The organism is Streptomyces sp. NPDC059002, from assembly GCF_042740435.1.
GTDB lineage: Bacteria > Actinomycetota > Actinomycetes > Streptomycetales > Streptomycetaceae > Streptomyces.
This window is the reverse complement of sequence record NZ_JBHYJI010000008.1, coordinates 24,497-30,584: the sequence shown is the minus strand read 5'-3', so window position 1 is coordinate 30,584 and position 6,088 is coordinate 24,497. Positions and strand designations below refer to the sequence as shown.

6 protein-coding genes are annotated in these 6,088 nt (G+C 71.8%); 3 read left to right on the top strand and 3 right to left on the bottom strand.

Annotated elements, in window-relative coordinates:
* The first annotated feature begins 277 nt into the window (after nucleotides 1–277).
* On the top strand, nucleotides 278–646 hold the full coding sequence (locus ACFWZ2_RS09960) for an STAS domain-containing protein (RefSeq protein WP_384544251.1): 369 nt from the start codon (nucleotides 278–280) through the stop codon (nucleotides 644–646).
* Here the strand turns inward: ACFWZ2_RS09960 and ACFWZ2_RS09955 are convergent.
* Both ACFWZ2_RS09955 and ACFWZ2_RS09950 read right to left on the bottom strand, forming a co-directional pair.
* Complete coding sequence (locus ACFWZ2_RS09955; protein ID WP_384544249.1) at nucleotides 557–1,540, bottom strand: sigma-70 family RNA polymerase sigma factor; 984 nt, start codon at nucleotides 1,538–1,540, stop codon at nucleotides 557–559. The genes ACFWZ2_RS09960 and ACFWZ2_RS09955 overlap by 90 nt on opposite strands.
* Before the next feature lie 142 nt (nucleotides 1,541–1,682).
* Nucleotides 1,683–2,969 carry an MFS transporter gene (locus ACFWZ2_RS09950; RefSeq protein WP_384544247.1) on the bottom strand — a complete coding sequence of 429 codons (1,287 nt, stop codon included), beginning with the start codon at nucleotides 2,967–2,969 and terminating at the stop codon, nucleotides 1,683–1,685.
* A gap of 63 nt (nucleotides 2,970–3,032) precedes the next feature.
* Here ACFWZ2_RS09950 and ACFWZ2_RS09945 point away from each other — a divergent pair, with 63 nt between their 5' ends.
* Nucleotides 3,033–4,004: a LysR family transcriptional regulator gene (locus ACFWZ2_RS09945; protein WP_384544246.1), complete on the top strand. Its 972-nt coding sequence runs from the start codon at nucleotides 3,033–3,035 to the stop codon at nucleotides 4,002–4,004.
* Nucleotides 4,005–4,050: 46 nt separating this feature from the next.
* Here ACFWZ2_RS09945 and ACFWZ2_RS09940 read toward each other — a convergent pair whose 3' ends face one another.
* Nucleotides 4,051–4,815: an alpha/beta hydrolase gene (locus tag ACFWZ2_RS09940; RefSeq protein WP_384544245.1), complete on the bottom strand. Its 765-nt coding sequence runs from the start codon at nucleotides 4,813–4,815 to the stop codon at nucleotides 4,051–4,053.
* 102 nt (nucleotides 4,816–4,917) lie between these two features.
* On the opposite strand from ACFWZ2_RS09940, the gene ACFWZ2_RS09935 reads away from it, so the two are divergent.
* Complete coding sequence (locus ACFWZ2_RS09935; RefSeq protein ID WP_384544244.1) at nucleotides 4,918–6,087, top strand: adenosine deaminase; 1,170 nt, start codon at nucleotides 4,918–4,920, stop codon at nucleotides 6,085–6,087.
* The last annotated feature ends 1 nt before the right edge of the window (nucleotide 6,088 follow it).

The following is a 6,088-nucleotide window of genomic DNA, read 5'->3' as shown; positions in this document are numbered from 1 at the left end:
AAATTAACACCCCCCCCCGCGGGCGCCCCACATCCCACGGTGCCGCGGCCCCAACACCCCCCCCCCCGGGTGTCTGCCCCGGGGGGGGGGGGGCCCCCCCCCCCCCGGGCCACGGGGGCGTGAGGATTCGGGTGCGGCTCCGCTCTGGTTGCTCGCGCAGTTCCCCGCGCCCCTTACGGGGCAGTCCGCCCGCGCCCCTTACGGGGCGGTTCTTACCCGCACCCCCCGGGAGGGGCCCGCACCGATGAGTTCCGCCGGCCCCGCGAGTCACCCTTGCGTGGCCGATTCCGAAGAGAACCTCATCCGTATCGCCGGGCCGCTGCGCCCGGACGACGTCCCGCCGTTGTGCGAACAGGTCGCGGCCGCCCGGCACGGGCCCGGCCGCGACGTGATCTGCGACGTCGCCGACGTCACCACCGCCGATCTGTCGACCGTCGACGCCATCGCCCGTCTGCAGCTCGCCGCCCGCAGGGCAGGAGGCCGGATCCGGCTGCGGAACCCCGCCCCCGCCCTGCTGGCCCTGCTCGGGCTCGTCGGGCTCGTCGAACTCCTCGGTCTAGTCGTCGAGATGGAGGGGCACGCCGAACAGCGGGAACCACCGCTGGGTGTCCAGGAAGCAGTGGAATCCGGCGATCCGGCCCTGTGAGATCTCGATGACCTGGATCGACCAGGGCATGAAGCCGCCCTTGTCGGGGTCGGGCTTGTACTGCGCGAAGCCCGGGGTGCCGTTCACGTTCACCGGCAGCAGGCGGCCGTCGGCACATGCGGCGCCCATCGTGGACATGAAGCCCGTGATGTCCGCCGTGCCGCGCAGCCAGAGGTCGAACGGCGGCATCGTCATGACGGCGTCCTCGGCGAGCAGCGCGGTGAGCGCCGCCATGTCGTACCCCTCGAAGGCGGCGACGTAGCGTTCGAGGAGCTTCTGCTGTTCCTCGTCCAGCGGGTCGGAGACGGCCGTGTCGTCCTCGGGCCGCTCGGCGAGCGTGGCGCGGGCCCGCTGCAGCGCGCTGTTCACCGAGGCGACCGAGGTGTCGATCAGCTCGGCGACCTCGCTGGCCTTCCACGCGAGGACCTCGCGCAGGATCAGCACCGCCCGCTGCTTGGGCGGCAGGTTCTGCAGGGCGGCGACGAAGGCGAGGCGCACCGACTCCTTGGCGACGGCGGCCTCGGCCGGGTCGTGCAGGCTGGGCAGGACGCGGGCGTCCGGCATCGGCTCCAGCCAGGTGTTGTCGGGGCGCGGGGTGAGCGCGGCCTGGGCGAGGGGGGCGGCGGCGGTCAGGTCCATGGGGCGGGCGCGGCGGTTGCCCGCGTTCAGCATGTCCAGGCAGACGTTCGTCGCGATGCGGTAGAGCCACGAGCGGACGCTGGAGCGGCCCTCGAACTTCTCGAAGCTGCGCCAGGCGCGCACCATCGTGTCCTGCACGGCGTCCTCGGCCTCGAAGGCCGAGCCCAGCATCCGATAGCAGTACCCCGTCAGTTCGACGCGGTGCTTCTCCAGCGTGCTGTCCAGATCGGTCGTCGTCCCTGCGATGTCGCTCATCCCAACCCACCCCTGCGGCTACTTCAGAAGGACCCGGCTGAAGGCCCACTCCGGAAGCTACCGCAGCCCACTGACAACGGCCCCCGGACTGGGGAAACCCGCAGACGGGGGCCGGTTGTGGGGAGCGGGGCGCGGCGCGGGGTCAGTGCGCGGCGGCCATCAGGCCCCGCCGCTCCTGCACGCGGGCCGCGTGGGAACCCCACACCGTGATCGACACGACGCCGAGCACCGCGAGGATGCCGAGGCCCACCGTGCCGCCCCAGCCGCCCGCGTGAAAGGCGACCGCACCGAGCGTGCCGCCCGCGCTGGAGCCCAGGTAGTAGGCGGACTGGTAGAGCGCGGACGCCTGCGCGCGGCCGGTCGTCGCCGTACGGCTGACCGACGAGGACGCGACGGCGTGCCCCGCGAAGAATCCGGCGGTGATCAGCACGAGCCCGAGGAGGACGAGGACCAGCGAGGACGACAGGGAGAGCAGCAGTCCGCCCGCCGTCGTGCTCACCGCGAGGTAGAGCGCGCCGCGCCGCCCGAGCCGGGCCACGAGCTTCCCGGCCGCGGCCGACGAGACCGTACCGACGAGGTAGACGAGGAAGATCGAGCCGATGACGCCCTGGGGGAGCGAGAAGGGTGCCTCGGTGAGGCGGTAGCCGATCACCGTGTAGACCGCGCCGAACACGGTCATGAAGAGCGCCCCGATCGCGTACAGCCTGCACAGGAGCGGGTCCGACAGATGCGTACGCACCGTACGCGCAAGGGACTTGGGGCTGAGCGAGCCCGGTGTGAAGTGCTTCGGCGCGGGCAGCAGCGCACGGAAGGCGAGGGCGCACAGCACCGCGATGACGCCGACCACGCCGACCGCCGCGCGCCAGCCCCAGGCCTGCGCGACCCAGCCGGTGATGATGCGCCCGCTCATCCCGCCGATGGAGTTGCCCGCCACGAACATGCCGATCGCGGCGACGAGCGCCTTGGGCCGCACCTCCTCGGCGAGGAACGCCATCGCGGACGCGGGAAGCCCCGCGAGGGCCGCGCCCTGCACGGCGCGCAGCGCGATGAGCACCTCGACCGAGGGGGCGAAGGGGACGAGCAGCCCGACCGCCACCGCGACGGTCAGGGACGCGGTCATCACCGCGCGCCGCCCGAAGCGTTCGCTGAGCGCGCTGAGCGGCAGGACGAAGAGGGCCAGTGCGCCGGTGGCCGCCGACACGGTCCAGCTGGCCGTGCTCGCGTTCACGCCGAAGTCGGCGGAGACGAGGGGGAGGAGGGCCTGCGTGGAGTAGAGGAGCGCGAAGGTCGCGACGCCCGCGAGGAAGAGCGCGAAGCTCATGCGGCGGTAGCCGGGCCCGCCGGGGGTCAGGCGTGTGTCGGTGGAGAGGGGAGGCGGGGTGAGGGCGACCGCATGGGTGGCGGACGCCCCGCTACTGGCAGGAGGCATGTCCAAGAACGTACGGCCGGATTTTTGATGCGTCCAATGCATGGAAACGCCATAATCGTTCCCATGCCGCATCAGCACAGGTCACCGTCGCGCCTGTCACAGAACAGTGACGCGGAGGACATCGTGACGCTCCTCGCGCCGCGCCTCGCGTACTTCGCGGGGGTCGCCCGCACCGAGCACGTCACGCGCGCCGCCCAGGAGATGCAGGTCCCCCAGTCGACGCTCTCCCGCGCGCTCGTACGCCTGGAGCGGGACCTCGGCGTCGACCTGTTCGCGCGCATCGGCCGCACCGTCTCGCTCACCCCCGCGGGCCGCAGCTTCCTCGCCTCGGTCGAGCGGGCGCTCGGCGAGGTGGAGCGCGCCGCCGAGTCGGTCAGGGCGGACGCCGACCCGGCATCCGGCAAGGTCGCCTTCGGCTTTCTGCACACCATGGGCTCGGAGACGGTGCCGGGCCTGATCCGCGCCTTCCGCGCCGACCACCCGCGCGTCCGCTTCAGCCTCGTCCAGAACTACGGCGAGGCGATGCTGGAGCGGCTGCGCGCGGGCGAGCTCGACCTCTGTCTCACCTCACCGGTGCCCGACGCCCCCGACCTGGTCGCCCGCCGCCTCGACGAGCAGCGCCTGCGCCTGGTGGTCCCCGACGACCACCGCCTCGCCACCCGCAAGAGGGTCCGCCTCTCCGAGGCCGCCGACGAGGCCTTCGTGACCCTGGAGCCCGGCTACGGCCTGCGCCGCATCACCGACGACCTCTGCCAGGAGGCGGGCTTCAAGCCCCGCATCGCCTTCGAGGGCGAGGAGGCGGAGACCCTGCGCGGCCTGGTCGCGGCGGGCCTCGGCGTGGCCCTCCTGCCGCCACCCGCCGTACCGCGCCCGGGAGTTGTGGAACTGACGGTGACGGGCCAGCGCGCCGTCCGCGAGATCGGCGTGGCCTGGCTCGACGGCCACCCGGACACTCCACCGGTGGCGGCGTTCAAGGAGTTCCTGCTGAGCAGAAAGGGGAAGCTGCTGCAGCAATCGAGCCCGTCCGGCGATTGAGGACGAACCCGGCGAAGCCGGTGACGACACCGGCCCCGTCGCAGCCTCAGCGCCGAAGGGACTGCCCGAAGCCGGAGGCAAGCGGCATCCGCAGCCCCAACGGCGGCGGAGCCGCCAACGCGTCCTCCAGCGGCCGCGCGAAATCCGTGCCGAACAGCGTCCCCATCACGAAGTCCGATGCCAGCGCGAGGACTTCGGCCTGATGCTGGTGCAGCCGGTGCCCGTCGGAGTGGACTTCGAACCGGCACACGTCACGGTTCGCCTTCTTCGCCCGCTCCGCGAACCGGAACGACAGCTCGGGATCGGTCCGCTCGTCGTTCGTGCCGTGGACGACGAGCACCCGCCGCCCCACGAGCTGCCGCACCGGCTCCGGCGGCGCGGCCACATCGTCCTCGGGCAGCCAAGGGGCCAGCGCCAGCACGGAGTTGACCGCTTCGTGTCCGCCCGCGCGCAGCGCCGCACGGCCGCCCATGTCGACTCCGGCCAGGCAGATGGGGACATCGCCGTAGAGACGTACGATCTCGTCCGCCGCCCAGTCCGCGTCCCGGGCGAGCTGTGCCTGCGCCCCATTCCAGCCCCGGCAGCCGTAGCGCACGACATGGGTGGCGAGCCCCGCGGCGCGGCCGTCGTGGGCCAGCCTGCGGCCAAGCGCGCGGACACCGCCCGTGGCGAGCGGGGAGGGCTTGCGGGTGGATGTCTCGGCGCCGCTCGGCAGCAGGAGCACCACTCCGCTCACCGCCGATGGCCCCGTTCCGATCACGCGCCCGAGTCTCGCCGTGCCCGCCGGCCCCGCCGTCCCTTGCTGTGCCATGACAGAACAGTGTCAGAAGCCATGGTGTACGCCACCCGTCCGCAGGGTCACTGTTACGTATCGACCAGTGAGTTCTACGCGCGTAGGCGCTAGAGTGCCGAAATGACGAGCCAGACACACGCAACCGGTCACACGGACCGTGAGAAGCCCAGCGCCGAACAGATCCGCCGCGCCCCGAAGGTGCTCCTGCACGACCACCTCGACGGCGGCCTGCGCCCCGGCACGATCGTCGACCTCGCCCGTGCGAACGGGTACGAGGGACTGCCCGAGACCGACCCCGACAAGCTCGGGATCTGGTTCCGCGAGGCGGCCGACTCCGGCTCCCTCGAGCGCTACCTGGAGACCTTCGCCCACACCTGCGCGGTGATGCAGACGACGGACGCCCTCAAGCGCGTGGCCGCCGAGTGCGCCGAGGACCTCGCCGAGGACGGCGTGGTCTACGCCGAGATCCGGTACGCCCCCGAGCAGCACCTGGAGCAGGGCCTCACCCTCGAAGAGGTCGTCGAGGCGGTCAACGAAGGCTTCCGCGAGGGCGAGCGCCGCGCGAAGGCCAACGGCCACCGCATCCGCGTGGGCGCCCTGCTCACCGCCATGCGGCACGCCGCCCGCGCCCTGGAGATCGCCGAACTCGCCAACCGCTACCGCGACCTGGGCGTGGTCGGCTTCGACATCGCGGGCGCCGAGGCGGGCTTCCCGCCCACCCGCCACCTCGACGCCTTCGAGTTCCTCAAGCGCGAGAACAACCACTTCACGATCCACGCGGGCGAGGCCTTCGGCCTGCCGTCGATCTGGCAGGCCCTGCAGTGGTGCGGCGCCGACCGCCTCGGCCACGGCGTACGCATCATCGACGACATCCAGGTCGCCGACGACGGCACCGTGCAGCTCGGCCGCCTCGCCTCGTACGTGCGGGACAAGCGCATCCCGCTGGAGCTCTGCCCGACCTCCAACCTCCAGACGGGCGCGGCCACTTCGTACGCCGAGCACCCCATCGGTCTGCTGCGCAAGCTGCACTTCCGCGCGACGGTGAACACCGACAACCGCCTGATGTCCGGCACCAGCATGAGCCGCGAATTCGAGCACCTGGTCGGCACATTCGGCTACACGCTCGACGACATGCAGTGGTTCACAGTCAATGCGATGAAATCAGCATTCATTCCTTTCGATGAACGCCTCGCCATGATCAACGACGTCATCAAGCCCGGTTATGCCGAGCTGAAGTCCGAATGGCTGTTCCGCCAGACCGCCTCGACCAGCGCTTCTGCCGGGAACTAGC